The sequence below is a fragment of the Hephaestia caeni genome (genome assembly GCF_003550065.1).
In the GTDB taxonomy this organism is placed as follows: domain Bacteria; phylum Pseudomonadota; class Alphaproteobacteria; order Sphingomonadales; family Sphingomonadaceae; genus Sphingomonas; species Sphingomonas caeni_A.
This window is the reverse complement of record NZ_QXDC01000002.1, coordinates 1,015,149-1,031,385: the sequence shown is the minus strand read 5'-3', so window position 1 is coordinate 1,031,385 and position 16,237 is coordinate 1,015,149. Positions and strand designations below refer to the sequence as shown.

The window sequence follows — 16,237 nt, the reverse complement described above, 5'->3', positions numbered from 1 at the left end:
CTCGGGGCCTCGGCCCCGACAAGGAGATCGACTGATACTATGCGGCAAGGACTTCAATGTTCACGATGCGGCTAACCAGTCCCGGGGCGAGAGCAAACCAAGCTCGCTGAACCGATGTGGCCCGGATCGTTCGAACTGCATAACGGCCCGTGGCGTCAGCAAGCCACACCAGAGGCCTGACACACGACCGATGAAGCGCTCTGCCGAGCAAAGTCAGAAAATCGCCTTGCAATCTGGGAGGCATCCACACACGCCTCGGGGGTATCGCGGAACAGCTCCCAGAACGCTTCCCGTGATGATGGGTCGGCTACGTCAAATTATCCGCTGGATGGTGGCGCAAGGGATCGAGCGCTTTTCCGATCTCGATCGAGAAACCGTGCTGCGGTTCTTTGAAGACAGGTTGTCTCATGGCGAATTATCGTCCGCGACCGCGCAGGCATACCTTCACGTTCTCCATGCGTTTTACCATCAGCGGGAGAAAATCGCGGACGCGCCCCCAAAACCACCGGCTCGCGTTCGTGATCTAGGCGATGGCTGGCGTGAACGTGGGGGGTGGCCGTTTACGCCCGACGCCATAGCGGTGCCATTGATCAGTAGCGCCCTGCGGATGCTCGAAGGAGCGGATAGCCTGCTGACCGTGAGGGATGGAGCGCAAGCCCGATATGACGAGCATGTTCGCGCTGGAGGCACATGTCGCACAGGCCGAAGCCGGGCAAGGGAATGGATCGTCGAGCAGAAGCCAGGTCTGCCAGGAATCAGCGAGGACATGCTGGCCAGGACGCCGCTCTGGCGGCTCGACCATCTTATTGCGCGCCTGAGGGACGCCTGCTTCATAACAATCGCATATCTCGTTGGTGCCCGCAGCTCCGAGATCCTGGCGCTTGAGACAGACTGCATCGAATGGCGTCGCGATAGCGCCGGCGAACGGGTTCCATATCTGGTTGGGGCGATCCGTAAGGGCGCTTCCGGCGTGGATGGCGTTCCGCATCGGTGGGTGGCGCCCGAGCCGGTGATCAGAGCAGTGGAGATCGTAAGCTGGATCAGCGCACCATTGAGAGAGAGAACCGGCAGGCGAAATCTTTGGCTGAGTCAGGTGCCGCCGGGCGGAGCGCTCATCTACACTATTGTCGAGATCGTTCCCGTCACGCACCAGGCCATCTACGTCGCACTCAATCGGCATTACCGAAATGTCCTGCCCGCGCCCGAACAGGACGGTAAGGACTGGTTGTTCGGCACGCACCAAGGCCGGAAAACCTTTGCCCGCTTTGTGGGTCGGCGTGATCGGACGGGACTGGTGGCATTGAGAAAGCACCTCGGCCATATTAACCGCGCCATGACCGACAGTGCCTATGTCGGCACGGACTTTGAGTTGACGGAGCTCATCGACGAGCAAACAGCCCGGGAAACACGCGCCGCGTTGGAAGAACTGCTTGTAGCGCCGCGCCTTGGTGGCAAGGCTGGACGCACTATAGCTGCGCGATCGCCCTTCCGGGGGAGGACGCTCGACGAAGATCTGGATCGCTATATTACTCGCCTTATGGCAGAAACAGATATGAGGCTGGGTGTCTGTGACTGGGGCTATTGTCTCTATCGTCGTGAGACCGCAGCCTGCTTCGGAAGCGATGTTGCACCCAATCCGGCGCTGCGGACACAAAGTACCTGTGTGACCTGCGCGAACTTCGTGCTCTCCGATAAGCATCGGCCAATATGGGAGGATCGCATCGCGCGGAATCGAACGCTGCTTCAGCGCGAGGATCTTGATGAGGCGAGCCGGGCGCTGGCTCAGGCGCGCGTGGAAGAAGGCGAGCGCCTGCTGGCGTCGTTGGCCGCCCAAGAAGCGGAGGGTTAATGACTCAAGGAGATACGCCGGTGACGCCGCAGGCGCGGCGATGGGCGAAAACCGAACTCCGGCTCAAGGAAAAGCTGGCAGTGATGGCGGCCGATGCCAATGCCAAACTTGCTGTCGCCGAACTTGCCCGCAGAACTGGCGTCGGACGAAATGTAATCTACACTCACCACGCCTCCATGCTCACGGAGCTTCGCCGGCTCAGGTCGGAAAGAGCGAAGGACGTTCGGGCCGAGGGTCACGGAGATCGGCAGCACGCCTCAGTGCAGCAAATGCATGCCAAGTGCGCCGAGGCTGCGACTCAGAATGCTGTGCTGTTACGTCGAGCGCTCGAGGCCGAAGCACGTGCCGAGCGAGCCGAGATGCGGAATGCTCAGTTGGTCAAGGAAGTGGCCCGCCTATCCAAGCCTCATCCGATACGGGACGTGGACGCCTAAGCTATCAGGATACGTCTTGTTGGCTCGCGAGCGTGAAAACACCGAAAAACGGCCCCGCACGCGCAAAAGATACGAAAACGACATAACCTAAGCGTGACACCCGGGATGTCGTCGTCTTCGCAGGAATCCCGTGCGCTCGAGGTCAGCGAGCCAATGCGCCCGTTCCTCTCCGAACGATGGTGGCCTCGCGCCAGCGTTGAGGAGAGCGTCCATCGCGTAGCGCTGGCCGCATTCGGCGTTGCGGATCTTGGATATCGCCCGCGATGAGATTGGCTGCCCGTCGGGAAGAATAAGGTCGGTGCGCGGGCTCGATCTTCCAGAATATTGGCTTCCGGCTGAGGAATAAACGCCGCCGCAATGTCCGGGGAGGACGATGTTGCCATCAGCATCGAGGCGCCGGACCGGGTCCGCGTAGGAGATGACCGAGAGGATTTCGGGTTTCTCGCGGCGGAGCAGCCGGAACGCGCGCGCTATCAGGAACGTCTCGGCATTACCCCCCTGGGAATCTTCTATAACGAGTCTTCCGAGGTCGCACGCGGTGCGTGGATCAGCGAGCCCGGCGTTCTTGGGCACGCTGGCGTCGTTGACCGGATGGGAGAAAACGCAGACGCCGACCAGTTCGGATCGGCCGCCCTTGGCGTTAGCGAAGAGGCCTACCGAAAGGCGCGCGACTGGCATTGAGGCCGTATAGTGGTGTATCCGCACGAATGGCGCTGCTTGGTGCTTCGTGCTGATGACGTCGACAGCGAGGCGCTTCGGATCGATCTCTGTAGCGTTGGGTATCCAGTGGCAACGCCGGTCGCGCCAGCGTTGGGTCCGGGTGATATGCATGTGGCGATCTCCATCATGATCGCCTTCACCCTCCCTCTTATCTGCTCATGGCCCGGCATGCCGGGAAAGCCTTCATCGCCCGTGTCTGGAAACAGGAGATGAAAAGCGACTGGGATCACTCCAGACGTAGCACCCGGCCTTTCTCCAACACCACATCGTCGAGGTGAATGGTAATCGGCTTGTCCATGTTCGGATGCACATCGCCTTGGTCAGTCGCAATGAAGGCCTCGTGCCTGACCGCATCGGCGGGTATCGGGCCATACTGGGCGAGAAGCGCGTGGGTATACGCACTGGCTGGCAGTTCGAGGGGAGTTCCGAGCAGCGGCGTTCGGCGATAGTGCGTAATCTCCCCCAATGCCGCGATAAACCGCTCTGGATTCCTGAGCGGGTAGATATGACCTTCGCGGAACGGCATCTTGCTTCTCCTTGGTCGGTACTTGCTCGCTATTGGTGGCGGGAGCCGCAAGTGAGGTATGCTGTTCGTTACGTCAAATCGGGCGAGCGAGTGGATGCGACAAGCTTACCATCGGCATCGTAGCGATCCGGGTCCGCGGCCGGAACGTGCCATCCGAACATGGCCCCGGCTTGCATGGCCGCGACATGGGCATGTGTCGCTTCGAAGTCGGCGTTCAGCTTCTTGATCGTGAAGTCTGCCGGCATTGGCCAATATCCGGCCTCGCCGCGTTTGATGATGATGGGCTCTCCGGTTTCGTGATGCAGGCAGCCGCACATGTCGGGAAGCTTGGCAAGGTTGTCGAGCCGACGCTGGGCGGTATCGAGAGTTGCCTCGTCGAGATCGCAGAGCCAGGACGGGCCGAGATGATTACGAATCCGCCGGAGCGAGGAACTGTATGGTTCATATTCGTCCCCGCCGTTCATCCACTTGATGCCGAGCGTCTCCTTCCAGTCGGCGCCGTGACGCTTGCGGAAATCAAGCAGCGCGCGCCACATTTGATCATCGGGTTGGGTCATGGAGCTGCTCCTGGTTGCGGTTCGGAAGCCATGACCCGGTCTACCAGGAACGCGGCGAGGCAAGACGAGTCGCCTTCTCTTGGCAAGTCGGGCGCGCAGGCGCGCGCAAGAAGCATCCAGCCTCGGTAGCTGAGGTGGCTTCCCGAAAGCCGCCGCTCGAAGACTGGGGTTGGTTCGACCAAGGCGCCGGCGGGGATGGACGCCTCAGGGTCGAAGGCGAGGATCGTCGCGACATGATACTCAGCTTCGCTGAGGGCGACGATGATTGTTGGCAGGCGGGATATCAGGCAGCGACCGCGTTCGAGACGGTCGTGTACGATGGTGGCGTTTTCAGCCATCGGATGGTTCTCCTGTTCGATTAGGGTTTGTCCGTCCGTCCGGCGGACAACGGAACGAGGCGGGGACGAGCGGCTAGGTCGCGCCGATCGTCGGGTCTGAGCGTGAGGTCAGGGCGTAGGAGCGCTGCTCAGCGCAGGATCACTTCGCCAAGCGCGAAAAGCCGCTCGCGGCGCTGCTCGAGATAGATCCAGATGCGCGGAGCGCGCCGGGCAAGCTCCGCGCGACCGGTGCCGATACCGTCGGCGGGCCAAACCACCGTTCCGCCCGCGGCGATGTGCTCGGAAAGTCGTGCAAACGCCACGTCGATTTCGGGCCTCACTCGATCGAAATCGTTGTCGTCGAAGAACGCTGAATCCTCCATAGACGGGCGCTGCTTGGTAGGTATGCCGATGGCGTTCGGCTCGCCCCGGCAAGCGAAGGCTTGTCCCGACCGGGGGTTCTGCGCACCACCCATGCGCGCAAGATTGTCACCCCACGCAAACAGGGTCGAAGGCGTAGACCGCAGTTGGTGACGGGTGAGCCAGGCGGTTTGCACGATGATCGGCATGAGCTGTTCTCCACGTTGCCTATGGCGAAAGCCGGCGTTCGAACGATCTTGGTCGAACTCAAGCTGGGCGGGTTTCAATAGATGCCTTGATCGAGTGCCCGGCGATCGAGAGCGGGAATGCGATCATTGTCATAGGGACTGTCATCGGCCCGGCGGAAAGCGGCGCGCTTTGCGTCGGTCCAGTCGAACGCGTCGACCTCGTAGGTCTCCGTCGCGAACGGTTCCCGATCGGACAGGAACTCGATTTCTACGAAGAACCGACTCGGCTGTGCCGGCAGAGCCGCGAGATATGCGGCTTCCTGTTCCTGAAGATCGGCGATTTCTGACCTGAAACGGTCGATGTCGGTGTCGAAGTCCTCCCAGTGCTCGTCATCCGGGCACTCGTCAGCGAGATATTCCGACATCAGAGCATAAACGCGATCGAGCAGCTCGAAGCGCGCTCTGTTCGGCAGGACGGAATCGACGCTGGCATCAGAAGCGTCGCGCCGCCGTGACGGCAGGGCCAGCCAACGCGGGGGATCGTCGGCGATCGGCATGCTGCATTCGCGCATTTCCGCTTCGCTAAAGACGGTCGCCTGATCCAGATCGACGAAGCCGTCCTCATCATTCCAGAACAGCAGACCGCCCTCAACAGCGCGGGTTGCGATCACGAAAGCGCCCTGGGCGATGGACGGGTTCATGCCGCTTCTCCCAGTGCCAGAGGGATGTCGACAGGCTCACCGACGACTTCAAGGCGCGCGCCCGGATAGCGGTGTTCGACGAGCCAGGCCTCAGCCGATGCCATGTCGGGCGCCAGATGCTGGAGCTCGTCGTCTCCATTGAAGCTGGTCATGACGCGCACTGCGCCTGGCTGCGGTTCTTCGACGATCTCGAAATGGAGTCTGCTGTCGACCGAGTATGATTTGTTCACGACAAGGACGATTACACCCTCACTTCCGAAGTTGCCTTCGTGAAGTGTAAATCCGGCTGGGAGTGAATAGGTCGGACGCTGCACGGCCGGTGTCTTTTTGATGAGCCTGCCGGTGCCGTTCTCATGCTCCCAGGCGCGCAGCTTGCGGTTATGGCGTTCGGGTGGCCGCGCCTCACCGTTGGAATAGCGGATAAGAGCGCCGAGGGGCGCACGTTCGTAGACCGTTTTTGCGGACATTGGTCGTTCTCCTGGTTGGGCTCCCGGCGCGCAGAATGAGTGCGCGGGAGCGGGGGGATTGTGTATTTGAAGGTTGCAGCCTGGCGGATGTGCATGAGAGGCCGGGTGATCAGAACCGGCAGGCGGCGAAGAGCTGCTGGCTCCGGCAATGCTGGTCGATAAGTTCGCGGTAGAAAAACTTGCGCGCTTCGCGCTTGGCCGGATCGCGACGCGTTTTACGCGCGAGGACAGTGGCCCCGGCCCGAACGACGCGGCGCCAGTCGTCGTGGACGCTGACTCCGAGCCGAAGGTAGGTTGCATGCATCATGGCTGCACCGCCGCTCTACGGCACAAGAGGCGCGCAACCGAATGGCGACCGACGGGCCGCTCCTCCGGCAGGACGTTGCCGAAAGTCACTATGGACATCAGGGTCTCCGACATTGGATGCACCCTTCCCTTCCCCCTTCCCTTTTCGAACTGAGTGGTCCGAAATCCGGATCAGGCGGATTGTTCGCTGCTTAAAAAAGCGTCAGCTGAATGGGCGGCGGGCATGTAGCCTGTTTTTCGGGAAGGAAGATTTCAGACGCGTCCTTGATCCCGACTGGAATCCGATCGGAGTCGCTTCGGGCGATCTCGGCTTCGCGTGCTACGCGTTCAGCAATCCTGCTGTTCCAGCCCCCGAGGACATGAGCGGGGGTGAACCATTGCTGGCGCGTTTCGAGCGAGAGCGCGTTGCCCAGTATCACGACGGCCGGAATGTGCAGCAGTGAGAACTGGATATAAGCCATGTGGACTGCGCGTGGATCGATGTCGATCGCGGTGACGTGCATGTGGCGCTGATAGTTGATTTCGGCGCCTCGCATCGCCTCCGCGAGGGCGACCACCATGGCCCCAGAGCCGCATGCGGGCTCATTCACCGTGATGAAGCCTTCGCGATCGATGATGGCGTCCATGTGTTCGCCCAGCATGGTCTCGGCCATGAACCTGCACACGGTGTAAGGGGTGAAGAACTGCCCCCGCGCTGCGTTTCCGAGTTCGAGTTCACCGAAGACGCGACCGAGAATGTCGGATGGCTCGGCCTCCATTGCCATCGTCACTTCGGAGAAGATGCGCACGAAGGTATCGATCACGTCGCGCTCGTAGCGTCCAACGATCTCCATGTAGCGTGCTTCACGAGTATCCCGATGTGTGAAGTCGGTTGCGTTCGACAGGCTGATCGCCGCGACCTCAAGGCAGTCTGAGAACAGCGTGTAACGGTCGTGTCGGGACTGCGATGCGTTGAACAATTTGCAGATGGCTTTGATGTGGGCGTCGGCGGACATCATCGGACGCATCTTTCTGGCGAGTGACAGGGGTAGGAGCACCGGGCGACCGGGATCAGCGGCGGCACGACACGTCGAGCAGGCCATGGGCGCGGCATCACGGAAGGCAGGAATTGCCGGCACTACCGGCGGCAGTGTCCGGAGCGGCGGGTGATACGGACAGAACGTAATTGTTGGGGAAGCAACGGCCGGTCTGAGTCGGTTCAGGTGGGATTTCGCAAGAGCATGCGCCCCGGCTGGCGTAGATTCTCAGTGCCGGAGCGTCAGTAATCTTCCGGCAGCATAATGGTAAGAACGCGCGTCGTTTGCGCAGCATCGGCCGGATCTTCGGAGCCGTACTCGAGGTTCGGATCGTAATAGTCGATCTTGAAGAGCACCTTGATGTCGCCGACGGTCACTGAGCCCATGTCGCGCTCGGGACTGTCCCGATCGAAGCTTGCCTGTCGGATGGCCCGCATGAGTTCGGCTTGGGCGAGGATCTCGGCAACCTTGTCGTCACTCGGTGCCAGGCGGGCCAGGCAGTTGCTCGTAATGACGATGCGGGCGTTGCGATCGAGTCCCTGGCGGCATCTGTCGTTGAGCTGGGCGATGCGCTCGGTGCGGGATGTAGCGTGGCTGGTCACGGCGGCCTCCTGGATAAGTCGGCGAGCGGCTGGTCAGCATCGTGCCGCCCGCCTCGCCACACTCCTCCTTCCCCCTCCCCTCTATATCCGCGGCATCGCGGACACGGGCGGCAACGTCTGTAGAGGACGAAGCGAGATCCTGGATCGGGCCGAAAGCGAGAAGCGTCAGTCGCCTTCCGTGGGCTGATCTTCGAACGCGTACAGATGCTGCAAATAGAGATCGCCAAAGGCGAGCGTTTCATCGATTGCGGTGTCGTCATGCAAAATCCGCTCGGCGGTGCTGCGATCGAGCGCGTCGAAGTCGAGTGCGCTGATGAAACACTCGCGGCGCTCGGCGTAACGCTCGAGAGCTTGCAGTATTCGTTGCGCACGTTCGGGGTCGCGCTCAGCGAAAAGGCCGCAGTCCTTCATGGAAAATTCTCCTGATCGGAATGATGGAGCGCCGTGTGCCTGTCAGCGGCCCGATATCCTTCCCCCTCCCCTCGCGGCTTCATTGCCCGATGGTCTTGCATTTCGCTCCGTGCAGGATGTCGATCGCCCATTGCGCGATCCATCCTTCGGTGATCTGGTCGTGCGCGATCTCGCCCTCCTCGATCAGCACGCGGATTTCCGCGCGGGCACGGTCGATCGCAGCGTCCCACGTGCTCCCGGCCTGCGGCACCGACTGTACGAGCGGCAAATGATGCTGGAACGCGGCGTCGCCCTCGTCGAGGCGGGTCTGTTGCCGATGCTGCCACTGCTCCATGTGGTCGGCGACGAAGTCATCGGTCTTGGAGAAGCCTCCGCGCCAGGCCTCGATCCGTGCTGCCAGGCCATAGGCACAAGAGTCGATGCTGACCACGCGATGAGCGAGGGGGCGGAGATATCGAAGCGCAGTCCCTTTCACCCCGAAGGCGTGGAACCTGAGTGTGGCATCCGCCATGCGGTCTAGCCGGCTCAGTACGGCGAGAAGTCCCTCCGGGCCGGAGATTTCGCGTCGGCACATGCTGCCCACGCCAACGACCATTCCGGGTCGCAGGATGCCGGCGATGCCATCGAGGCAGTGGAGATAATCGTCCGGTCGCCGTCCTTGGATGACCGGCATGAACTGGGTATCAATGCCCCGTTCGGCGGCTCTCGCATGGCAGGCGTGATTGAGGGCGATGGTGCGCGAGATGCGGTCCATGACCTCTTCGCGATCACGGGCGATCTCCGCCTCGGTGCAAAGGTCGAGGCTCGCGAAGCGTCGGAACGGGTAGCTGGCGGCGAGTTCGATATAGTCGTCGACGGTCCACGGCAGCCCTCCGTAGCGCCGGGCGGCGACGAAGCCTGCGGAATCCAGATCGATCGATACGAGGCTATCCGCGTTGGACAGGGAGCGAAGCTTCCAGCCCATCCAACGCGGATAGCCTTTTCGGTGGTCCCATCGTGAAAGCGCGTTGGCGGAGATGAGGACCGGATAGCGACGTGCGATCGCCCGCTCGAGGAGAGGTCCACGATTGAGATGTGGGAGGCCAACGATTATCTCTATACTCATGGCAGTCTCCGTGTCGCCGTGTTCTCGGCGCGGCGCGCGCGAGGTCGATGAGGCGAAAGGCGGTGGAGCGTGTCGGAGGCGGAGATACTGAACTGGACGGCGCTCTATGCCGCGACCGGTCTCACGTGCTTGGTGGCGGTGCTGTTGTCGGTGACCATCATCACGGTGCAGCTATGGCGCGAGCGGTTTTGGCGCGACCTCGGATCGGTCCGTGCCGTGATGCTGTTCCTGCCCGGCACCTGGTGGCGCTGGCAGAAGCTTTATCTGACCGGCACGCCGGTGATCCTCGCCATCGTGGGCCTCTTCGCCGTCAGCCTTGAATGGTGAGCGTGGCGGTTTTCCGGAACAGCGGACCGGCCGCGCCTTCATCGCACAGCGCGGGATTGAGATCGTCCCAGAGGCTTACGATCGCGCGGTTGTCATAGCGCGCGGCATCGACGAGGCCTCTACGTTCGACGTCGCCATATTCATAATGGCCTTCGCGTGTGATGCCGATCGCTTCGCGGGCGATGATTCCGACCTTGCCGTCGGGCACCCAATCGGCCCAGTCGCCGAACGCGCTGGTAACCACAAACTGGCCGATTGCGGCGGAACAGATCTCTCGCCGGCGAAGCACATGGCTGGTTTCGGCCGTGGGCGTGTCGCCGGTCAGATGGGCATATTCGTCAGGATAGTAGTTGCGAACATGGTCCCGGGCGATGTCTGCCATCGTGCGTTCTGCGCACGAGATGGCTGAGAATTCGTCTGCGAAGACAAGTGCAACAAGGCTCCATTCGGCATCTTCCTCATAAGCGGCACCCGCACGTCGAGCTACCGCTGGCATGGCCGTCTGGCGCTCGGGCGACAGCAGGAAGCCGCCATGGCTGGGGGTGCCGACGCTCCAGACACCGGGCACGATCTGATCAGCATAGTCGATCTGTCCCCAGGGGCTGTGGCTGGGCTTCGGAGTTCTGGAAAAATGGGTCATGAAACGCCTCCAAGATGAATGCGTCTCGTCCCCTTCCCCCTTCCCTCGCGTCGGTGAAGCAGCGGCTATGCCGCTTGTTGCGATAGACGCGAGGTTGCCGGATTGCGCCTATGGCATCATCCGCTGACAAGCAGATTTAGGAGGCGGTGCTGCAAGTGGCCGTCGCGTAGTTGCTGCGCGGTGATCTCGACCACCGGCGCTATATGCGCCATTCTCGGGTGCGTGATCGCCTTGGCGTCGTGATAGGATTCGACATCGAAGCCCATCGATTCGACCACGGCCGCCCGGCTCTCTCCAGTTGCGCGAGAGCATGTTTCGATAATGAAGTCCGGACGGCAGTTGCCAGCGGGCGTCTGGATGTCGAACAATGGTTTCAAGATGGAGCTGTCGTGACCGCGCTCGTGGAGCCGATGCTGGATCCGCAGCAGGTCGCGCAGTGTCGAGCGCTCGAACTCTGAATCGACGGGAATGAACCGCTGGCCCGAATAGACGGGCTGTGCGTAAGCGCGAAGAGGGGCATAGCCTTTTGCTTGAGGCAATTCTCCGATGACGATCAGCACGAGATAGGGTCCAGCGATCGCCGCGCCGTGGACGGAGGGGTGCTGCACGCGGGTCGCAACTTTGATTGGATCGCAGCCCGCCGCATGGACAGTGTGTCCCTGAACCTCATGGGCGAAGAGTAGCAGGAATGCCTGCGGAGCGTGGCCACTGGGCCAGGTTGTAGCGAGGGCGCGCAAGCCGGCATATACGCGCTTGCGTTGGAATGCCGAACCATGAGTCCATAGTGTGCGTGCAAGCTCGATCCCCGGCGCGACCTCGAGCCGCTCCGCGATAGCTTGGATGGCGGCGAACTCGTTCGCGATGCCACGTTCGCAGTTGTCAGGAAGCCCTGCGCGGTTGCGACCCGAAAGGTCCAGCAACCGCCATAGTAGTCGGGCGAGTCGCGGAACGTATGCGTGCCGTTCGCGCCCTCCCCCGCTCTCCTCGGGTTGTTGGGACAGCCGGACCGGTGCGCTGTGGAGCACCGAGAAATAGCCGTCTGGACGATCGACAGGACTAGTCGGATCCCGATTTGTGATCTGGTCGGGTGCCGACTGTTCATGGAAAAACGGACAGTCGAGCCGGTGTTCGGGCCGGCCGTTTCCAGTCAGCCGACGAAGATAGAAGGTTTCGGCTTCGCTGAGATAGGCAGGTGTCATCAACGGGGGTGCCGCGCCTGGCCCGAGGCAGTCACAAGCGATCCACCTTTCGCCAAGGCGAGCTTGCTGGACTAGGACGACACCGGTCTCTTCGTCGTGATGATTTCCATCGCCGGTATACCACCGCACGAGTGCGTCCCGGACGATGGGATTGATAGGGATTCGGCCGTGTCCCCTCCCCCCGCGATCAACGAGCCACATGATATGGCGTCCGCTGCTGCCAGATGCGGAATGTCGGTGTTTGCGGGTGAACGCGGAGCGCCGCAGCTATTGCCTGTGCAAGCGTCGTCATACTGGTCCCCTTTCTGGCGACAAGTTAGGGCGTTTGCTCAGCAATAGGTGTCACGACGCGTCCCTGCGATCAACCCAGATTGGCTGCCAGTGTTGTGAGCACGATGCGTTCCCATTATGTTCGGATGGACAGCCTAGAGGAGTTTAACAATGACCTTTTCCAAGAAGCATGTCGGCACCGTCGACATCGACATCGTTCTTGTCGATGCTTCGCTGGATTCCGTGCAGCGCCCGGAGCGCCGCGCGATTGCGGCCTTGTCGATTGGCGTCGAGGCGAACGATGCTTATTTCGCGGTCGCCGAGCTGCGCGATGCTGTGGATATGGTTGGCAAGCGGCATCCCGGTGGCCAGGCTAAGCTCGGTCGTATCCTTGGAACACGTTGCGACGATTATCAGCGGGCGATTTACTATGCCCTCGCCGGTCGCGGTGCGAGCCACATGCTTGATGATCTCGACTGGCTCGCGGCTATTCTCGAAGCTCGCGGTAGAGTGTCTCGAGAGTATGCGGTGACAACGCCCATCCCGCCCTATGTTGCGGCCGAGCCCGATGGGCCAGTGGGTTGCTTCACGCCGTCGTTTCCGCTCGGTTCTTCATGGCGTTCCTTTCGCGTCGGCTAGGCATATGGGGTTGGGGATCCGACGTCGATGACGTGTGTCGCCAACCCGTAGAGGTCATGGCAGGACTTGGGCCGCAACCTCTGCATCCTCCTCGAGATCAGCGGTGACGCGGAATGGTTGTTCGGCGAGTCCGGTTCTGACGATCAACATGGGATTGCCGCTGATGCTGCTGCGGCGACATGCAAATTCCCATGCGCGTTGGAACGAGGCGAGTCTCGAACTGAGAGGAGGTAGGGGGTCCATGGTGTCCTCCATGATGATTGTGGTGTTGGGGTTCGTCGGGTGGCAGCGAGCCACGCTGCTTTTCGAGGAAGAGGATATTCAGGTGTGTCAGCCAAGGCAGTGCCAGCGTGGGCTCGCCTGGCGTAGATCAGGTTCCTTGATGGTCTGCTCGGATTGCGCATCAGTCCATCCCTCCCCCTCCCCTTTTGCTTTCATTTCGCTGGCTGTCGTGTTTGCGGCGGTCCCTGTAGGAACTGAACGGGAGTTATGCGCCTCTAAAAAGAATCAATTTATGAAAACACCCAAGCGAAGCGCGGGAGCTTCCATAGATTCATGATTCTAAGATTCGGGGGTCATAATCCGTTATAATCCAAAAGGTTGAGTGCGTTCCGTATGAGGGGATGGGGGCTTCAGTATGAGATGTCGGGGGCATCTATGCGAGACCGAGGGGGCGACATGACGAGGAATCGGGGGATTATGTGAGGAATTGGGGGAAGCGCGTGACGCTGATTAAAGAACCCATGAGAAACCTCTGATTCAACGCATGATTCCAATCAAAGCCCCGGGAAGGTGCCGGCTGGAGATACTTTTATATGAGATTTTGGGGGGTGGCCGGGAGCTGGCGCTTTTTGTGTGAGCGCTGGGGGGCACAGTAGCGGTGTTGAGAAGCGCGAAAAGAAGACAATCTCAGCCTTTCTATGAGTGATTGGGGGAATCCAGAAAATCCCTTTATTATCAATGCTATAATTTGCCCTATATGTGAGTCGCAGGGGGCGGTGTCCTGATCTCCAAAACTGTCGGCCGCTCCTGCCCGGCCAAGCCGCGATCTCTATGTGAGTGATTGGGGGAGATCGCCGGAAGGCAGGTATCTCCACGAGTCGCAGAACTCCTCTTTATGAGCGCTCGGGGGCATCGCACCCCGAATCCCTTGGTCGTGTCTCTATGAGCGATCGGGGGTACATTTATGTGAGTGACCGGGGGGATGTTCTCATTATGACAAGCTAGTGGTATGCAACTCATATGAAGCTCGATTCGGACACCGTTGAGATCGAGGTTCCGCCGGAATTGGAGGGGCTGAGCCGGACTTTGCGCGTCGCGGACGTGATTCGCCGCGGTGACCTGGAGTTTGTAAGCAAACCCGGCGAATTGGTCGAATCCGAATTCGAAGCTGGATCGCTAAGCGCCGCGGCGAGAAAAGCTTTTGCGCTGATGATCCGAAAGGCCGGTCCCGAAGCTGGCGACGACAAGATCTTTACGATCACGAAGAAGGAACTGCGAGGCTCTCACAAGGGCAACGAACGCATCCAGGCGGTGATGGACGAGTTGCTTCGCGTCATTGTGCGTATTCGGACGACATCGAAGAAGGGAAAGCCGGCGATTATGTCGCAATCCCTGTTGTCGAGCTGTGTTGAGGAGACTGCCGAAGACGGAATGAGTGTGGTCGAGTATGCGTTCTCGGACAATTTCAAGCGGGTGATGCAACGTTCGGAGTACTACGCTCGGGTTAATCTGGGGGTGATGCTTTCTTTGCAGTCGCGCTATTCGCTCACCCTCTATGATCTGGGCTGTCTGATCATCAATCGCCACAATCGGGTGGTGAAGATGGACGTTGACGAGCTCAGGCGGCGGCTTGGCGTGCCGGAAGGAAGTTTCAAGAATTTTGCTGAGTTTCGTCGCGATGTCTTGGCAAAATCGAAGGCCGAGATCGACCAGTTGGCTGATTTCCTCGTGGAATGGGAGGAGGTTCGCGGGTCTGGCCGCGGTCGGCCTGTCGTGGCTGTAAAACTGACCTTCAATCCCAAAGATCCGGTCGAACAAGAGGAAACGGCGAAGGAACTGGATCGGCCAAAAGTGGGCCGACGGGCGCGGCGGGATGGAACGGCGGAGACGGTCGTGCCGCTTCCTGTTCGGGCGCTGCCAGTGAATAAGCCATTTCCGTCAGGTACCCTGCACTTTTGCAGTGATCAGCGCCTTCTGACCATCGTGGCTGATTATGGTGGCGGATGGGATAAGGATCTTGTCGCGAGTGCGTATCGCGAGACGATGGGCAGCAGGCTTGAGAGCCTGACAGGTCAGGCGCTTTACAAGTCTTGGGAAGGGTTCTGCAAAAGTTTCGTAGGACGGCGTGGGCGCCCCTAGCGACAAGGCGCCCTCCCCCCATTTTCTCATGTAGACGTTCGGGGTATCACCCCTGGGGTGCGCCCTCCCCTTCCGCCAGGTCAATGAGCGCCATGATGCCGTCGGGCAGGCTGAGATTGCGCTCATCGCACCATCTTACCAGGCGATCGCGTTCGGGTGGAGACAGGCGCATGCTGATGTGAAGCGATCGCGCTGGACCTCTTTGGGGTTTGCGCTTTGGCGTGACGCCGAATTCGGTAGGAATTTGCGGAAAATAGTTTGCTGGAAGTGATGGAGCCGGCGCGCGTGGGGGCGATGCTGGGGGCGCGGCTCTTGGAGCCTGGGTGGCCTCAACGAGGGTTTTGAGCCGGTCAGTCGGGTTTTCTGTTTGCTCCATGCGCTGGCGTGTTGACCCGATGATATCTCCGAGGGCGCCGGCTGCAGGCTTAGGCTCAGGCATCGACCGTCTCCTTGTTCTGAATCTCACTCAGGATGTCAGCCAAAATGCCTTGAGCGATGCGCCTCGCCTTCTCCGTTTTGGCGAGGCCAGCGGATTCTACCTCGGCTAGCGTCATTCGATAGTTCGACATTGCGCGGAAGGCATCGAGCATGTGCATTTGCGCATCGAAAGTGGGAAGCGCGTTGCTGATCTGCCTGTCGATTTCCCATTCGGCTTTCGATCGCGCGACCTGGCCGGTTTGCGTGATGAGAACGCGATAAGGGACGCCGCGGCACATCTTCTCGAGCATATCGCTTGTTTCGACGGTTCGCTCCAGATCGAGCCGGGATGAGCGTGTCGGGATGACGACAAAATCGGAATCCATTGCCGCATATGCGGTCTTGAAGTTCGAAGTTCCTTCAGAGTCGACGAGGACCAGTTGGGCGCTCTCCCGCGCTTGTGCGATGGCGCCTCCGATGTCTGAATCGCGAAGCTGTGAGGCATCCTCGACAGTGATGCGGGTGTCCCCTCCCCTGCCCCCAGAAATCCGGTCACGATGCCAATTCAACAGGCTGTTCTGGCGGTCCGCATCCAGCATGAACACGGTTCCCCCAAGAGCTTCGAACTCGGATGCCAAGGCAAGCGCAAGGGTTGTTTTCCCCGCCCCGCCCTTACTCTGCGCGATAGTGATTACTGGCACGATGAGCTCCCGTGTTTCGAATGCGCTGCACAATGCGCGGCACAACCATGACGTGTGTTCGGTCGCGCGGCACCACTAGCAGTTGCGTACGATAGCGCGTTGGGCAGCGCTGATCAACGCGCAT

At 60.5% G+C, this 16,237-nt stretch carries 20 protein-coding genes; 5 read left to right on the top strand and 15 right to left on the bottom strand.

Features of this window, described 5'->3' with window-relative positions:
* The first annotated feature begins 295 nt into the window (after nucleotides 1–295).
* Both DFR49_RS04745 and DFR49_RS04740 read left to right on the top strand, forming a co-directional pair.
* A complete protein-coding gene (locus DFR49_RS04745; protein WP_245968241.1) occupies nucleotides 296–1,849 on the top strand; it encodes a site-specific integrase in 1,554 nt (517 codons plus the stop codon).
* Between the two features lie 20 nt (nucleotides 1,850–1,869).
* Nucleotides 1,870–2,283: a hypothetical protein gene (locus tag DFR49_RS04740; protein ID WP_245968240.1), complete on the top strand. Its 414-nt coding sequence runs from the start codon at nucleotides 1,870–1,872 to the stop codon at nucleotides 2,281–2,283.
* An 87-nt stretch (nucleotides 2,284–2,370) separates the two neighbouring features.
* Here DFR49_RS04740 and DFR49_RS22610 read toward each other — a convergent pair whose 3' ends face one another.
* From DFR49_RS22610 to DFR49_RS04680, 12 genes are all read right to left on the bottom strand, one after another.
* Nucleotides 2,371–2,961 (bottom strand): Mom family adenine methylcarbamoylation protein, encoded by a 591-nt coding sequence (locus tag DFR49_RS22610; RefSeq protein WP_484083249.1) that lies wholly within the window; start codon nucleotides 2,959–2,961, stop codon nucleotides 2,371–2,373.
* A gap of 268 nt (nucleotides 2,962–3,229) precedes the next feature.
* Nucleotides 3,230–3,529: a hypothetical protein gene (locus DFR49_RS04730; protein WP_147373649.1), complete on the bottom strand. Its 300-nt coding sequence runs from the start codon at nucleotides 3,527–3,529 to the stop codon at nucleotides 3,230–3,232.
* Nucleotides 3,530–3,597: 68 nt separating this feature from the next.
* Entirely contained in the window at nucleotides 3,598–4,086 is a 489-nt protein-coding gene (locus DFR49_RS04725; protein WP_119034627.1) for a hypothetical protein, read from the bottom strand.
* Nucleotides 4,083–4,424 carry a hypothetical protein gene (locus tag DFR49_RS21645; RefSeq protein ID WP_147373648.1) on the bottom strand — a complete coding sequence of 114 codons (342 nt, stop codon included), beginning with the start codon at nucleotides 4,422–4,424 and terminating at the stop codon, nucleotides 4,083–4,085. Before DFR49_RS21645 ends, DFR49_RS04725 begins: the two co-directional genes overlap by 4 nt.
* Nucleotides 4,425–4,552: 128 nt before the next feature.
* On the bottom strand, nucleotides 4,553–4,972 hold the full coding sequence (locus DFR49_RS21640) for a DUF7831 domain-containing protein (RefSeq protein ID WP_147373647.1): 420 nt from the start codon (nucleotides 4,970–4,972) through the stop codon (nucleotides 4,553–4,555).
* A gap of 74 nt (nucleotides 4,973–5,046) precedes the next feature.
* Nucleotides 5,047–5,652: a hypothetical protein gene (locus DFR49_RS22205; RefSeq protein WP_245968239.1), complete on the bottom strand. Its 606-nt coding sequence runs from the start codon at nucleotides 5,650–5,652 to the stop codon at nucleotides 5,047–5,049.
* Nucleotides 5,649–6,119: a hypothetical protein gene (locus DFR49_RS04705; RefSeq protein WP_119034624.1), complete on the bottom strand. Its 471-nt coding sequence runs from the start codon at nucleotides 6,117–6,119 to the stop codon at nucleotides 5,649–5,651. The genes DFR49_RS22205 and DFR49_RS04705 overlap by 4 nt, the downstream gene beginning before the upstream one ends.
* Nucleotides 6,120–6,228: 109 nt before the next feature.
* On the bottom strand, nucleotides 6,229–6,426 hold the full coding sequence (locus DFR49_RS04700; protein ID WP_245968238.1) for a hypothetical protein: 198 nt from the start codon (nucleotides 6,424–6,426) through the stop codon (nucleotides 6,229–6,231).
* 190 nt (nucleotides 6,427–6,616) lie between these two features.
* Entirely contained in the window at nucleotides 6,617–7,423 is an 807-nt protein-coding gene (locus DFR49_RS04695; protein ID WP_119035270.1) for an N-6 DNA methylase, read from the bottom strand.
* Between the two features lie 260 nt (nucleotides 7,424–7,683).
* Nucleotides 7,684–8,043 (bottom strand): DUF3768 domain-containing protein, encoded by a 360-nt coding sequence (locus tag DFR49_RS04690; RefSeq protein WP_119034623.1) that lies wholly within the window; start codon nucleotides 8,041–8,043, stop codon nucleotides 7,684–7,686.
* Nucleotides 8,044–8,208: 165 nt separating this feature from the next.
* A complete protein-coding gene (locus DFR49_RS04685; RefSeq protein WP_119034622.1) occupies nucleotides 8,209–8,454 on the bottom strand; it encodes a hypothetical protein in 246 nt (81 codons plus the stop codon).
* A gap of 79 nt (nucleotides 8,455–8,533) precedes the next feature.
* Nucleotides 8,534–9,418, bottom strand: coding sequence for a deazapurine DNA modification protein DpdA family protein (locus DFR49_RS04680; protein ID WP_342768459.1), 885 nt, complete (start codon nucleotides 9,416–9,418; stop codon nucleotides 8,534–8,536).
* Between the two features lie 210 nt (nucleotides 9,419–9,628).
* Between DFR49_RS04680 and DFR49_RS04675 the strand changes: the two genes are divergently transcribed.
* Nucleotides 9,629–9,886, top strand: a complete 258-nt coding sequence (locus tag DFR49_RS04675; protein ID WP_119034620.1) for a hypothetical protein — start codon at nucleotides 9,629–9,631, stop codon at nucleotides 9,884–9,886.
* Here DFR49_RS04675 and DFR49_RS21635 read toward each other — a convergent pair.
* Nucleotides 9,870–10,526, bottom strand: coding sequence for a DUF7007 domain-containing protein (locus DFR49_RS21635; RefSeq protein WP_147373646.1), 657 nt, complete (start codon nucleotides 10,524–10,526; stop codon nucleotides 9,870–9,872). The two genes, DFR49_RS04675 and DFR49_RS21635, sit on opposite strands and share 17 nt — an antisense overlap.
* Before the next feature lie 116 nt (nucleotides 10,527–10,642).
* Entirely contained in the window at nucleotides 10,643–11,926 is a 1,284-nt protein-coding gene (locus DFR49_RS04665) for a hypothetical protein (protein WP_119034618.1), read from the bottom strand.
* A 240-nt stretch (nucleotides 11,927–12,166) separates the two neighbouring features.
* On the opposite strand from DFR49_RS04665, the gene DFR49_RS04660 reads away from it, so the two are divergent.
* Entirely contained in the window at nucleotides 12,167–12,634 is a 468-nt protein-coding gene (locus tag DFR49_RS04660) for a hypothetical protein (protein ID WP_119034617.1), read from the top strand.
* A gap of 1,242 nt (nucleotides 12,635–13,876) precedes the next feature.
* Entirely contained in the window at nucleotides 13,877–14,995 is a 1,119-nt protein-coding gene (locus DFR49_RS04655) for a replication initiation protein (RefSeq protein WP_119034616.1), read from the top strand.
* Nucleotides 14,996–15,426: 431 nt separating this feature from the next.
* Here DFR49_RS04655 and DFR49_RS04645 read toward each other — a convergent pair whose 3' ends face one another.
* Complete coding sequence (locus DFR49_RS04645; protein WP_119035269.1) at nucleotides 15,427–16,113, bottom strand: ParA family protein; 687 nt, start codon at nucleotides 16,111–16,113, stop codon at nucleotides 15,427–15,429.
* Between the last annotated feature and the right edge of the window lie 124 nt (nucleotides 16,114–16,237).

Coding starts and splice junctions, on each gene's coding strand:
- DFR49_RS04745 (WP_245968241.1), top strand. CDS start 296: ATGATGGGTCGGCTACGTCAAATTATCCGCTGGATGGTGGCGCAAGGG.
- DFR49_RS22610 (WP_484083249.1), bottom strand. CDS start 2,961: ATGCCAGTCGCGCGCCTTTCGGTAGGCCTCTTCGCTAACGCCAAGGGC.
- DFR49_RS04730 (WP_147373649.1), bottom strand. CDS start 3,529: ATGCCGTTCCGCGAAGGTCATATCTACCCGCTCAGGAATCCAGAGCGG.
- DFR49_RS04725 (WP_119034627.1), bottom strand. CDS start 4,086: ATGACCCAACCCGATGATCAAATGTGGCGCGCGCTGCTTGATTTCCGC.
- DFR49_RS21645 (WP_147373648.1), bottom strand. CDS start 4,424: ATGGCTGAAAACGCCACCATCGTACACGACCGTCTCGAACGCGGTCGC.
- DFR49_RS21640 (WP_147373647.1), bottom strand. CDS start 4,972: ATGCCGATCATCGTGCAAACCGCCTGGCTCACCCGTCACCAACTGCGG.
- DFR49_RS22205 (WP_245968239.1), bottom strand. CDS start 5,652: ATGAACCCGTCCATCGCCCAGGGCGCTTTCGTGATCGCAACCCGCGCT.
- DFR49_RS04705 (WP_119034624.1), bottom strand. CDS start 6,119: ATGTCCGCAAAAACGGTCTACGAACGTGCGCCCCTCGGCGCTCTTATC.
- DFR49_RS04700 (WP_245968238.1), bottom strand. CDS start 6,426: ATGATGCATGCAACCTACCTTCGGCTCGGAGTCAGCGTCCACGACGAC.
- DFR49_RS04695 (WP_119035270.1), bottom strand. CDS start 7,423: ATGATGTCCGCCGACGCCCACATCAAAGCCATCTGCAAATTGTTCAAC.
- DFR49_RS04685 (WP_119034622.1), bottom strand. CDS start 8,454: ATGAAGGACTGCGGCCTTTTCGCTGAGCGCGACCCCGAACGTGCGCAA.
- DFR49_RS04680 (WP_342768459.1), bottom strand. CDS start 9,418: ATGGGCTGGAAGCTTCGCTCCCTGTCCAACGCGGATAGCCTCGTATCG.
- DFR49_RS21635 (WP_147373646.1), bottom strand. CDS start 10,526: ATGACCCATTTTTCCAGAACTCCGAAGCCCAGCCACAGCCCCTGGGGA.
- DFR49_RS04665 (WP_119034618.1), bottom strand. CDS start 11,926: ATGTGGCTCGTTGATCGCGGGGGGAGGGGACACGGCCGAATCCCTATC.
- DFR49_RS04660 (WP_119034617.1), top strand. CDS start 12,167: ATGACCTTTTCCAAGAAGCATGTCGGCACCGTCGACATCGACATCGTT.
- DFR49_RS04655 (WP_119034616.1), top strand. CDS start 13,877: ATGAAGCTCGATTCGGACACCGTTGAGATCGAGGTTCCGCCGGAATTG.